Source organism: Candidatus Symbiopectobacterium sp. NZEC135, assembly GCF_025962695.1.
Map to the genome: position 1 here is coordinate 1 of NZ_JAGFPF010000730.1, position 995 is coordinate 995.

Here is a 995-nt window from a genome sequence, read left to right on the forward strand (position 1 = left end):
CTTTATTTATGTCGGTGATGTGGCTGCGGTTAACCTGTGGTTCTGGCAGCACGGCGTTTCCGGTATTTTCAACTGCGGAACGGGCCGTGCCGAGTCATTCCAGGCCGTGGCCGATGCCGTGCTGGATTTCCACAAGAAAGGCCAGGTGGAATACATCCCCTTCCCTGAAAAACTGAAAGGCCGTTACCAGGCATTCACGCAGGCAGACTTGACCAAACTGCGCGCGGCGGGTTATGACAAGCCATTCAAAACGGTTGCTGAAGGTGTCAGCGACTACCTGACCTGGCTGAACCGCTCCGCGTAAACGCCACAATAATGTGCGGCCGCACGCAGGGATGGCCGCACGTTCCCGGTACGCAGCAGGCACCGGATTGCATCCTTCGATGGCATTCTTCTGTCCACCAAGAAACAGAACATAAAAGATAAACGCTATGAAAATCCTGGTGATCGGCCCGTCATGGGTGGGCGACATGATGATGTCCCACAGCCTGTATCGTTCGCTCAAAGCGCAGTACCCGGATGCACAGATTGATGTCATGGCGCCGGCCTGGTGCCGTCCGCTGCTGGCCCGTATGCCGGAAGTGCGTCAGGCGTTGGCGATGCCGCTCGGGCACGGCGCGCTGGCATTAGGTGAACGTCGACGTTTAGGTGTCTCGCTGCGCGAACAGGGTTACGATCGGGCCTATGTGTTGCCGAACTCGTTTAAATCCGCGCTGGTGCCCTTCTTTGCCAAGGTGCCAGAGCGTACTGGCTGGCGCGGCGAAATGCGTTATGGCTTGCTTAACGATGTGCGGGTATTGGACAAAGCAGCGTTCCCTCTGATGGTACAGCGCTATGTCGCACTGGCCTATCCGCGCGACCAGATTCACCGGGCTGAAGATCTTCCGCAGCCGCTGTTATGGCCGCAGCTACAGGTTACACAGGCAGAAATCGACGCCGTGCTCCCCACTTTTGATTTAGTAAGCGAGCGCTCACTTATTGGTTTCTGCCCCGGC

The 995-nt window shown here is 57.3% G+C and carries 1 protein-coding gene and 1 pseudogene; both read left to right on the top strand.

Translation table 11 applies throughout. The features are described from left to right. Positions 1–304: pseudogene (rfaD, locus tag J5224_RS35975) on the top strand (ADP-glyceromanno-heptose 6-epimerase); the annotation flags it as partial. 127 nt (positions 305–431) lie between these two features. After that, a partial coding sequence (gene waaF, locus J5224_RS35980; protein WP_264628712.1) for a lipopolysaccharide heptosyltransferase II occupies positions 432–995 on the top strand: 564 nt, incomplete at its 3' end.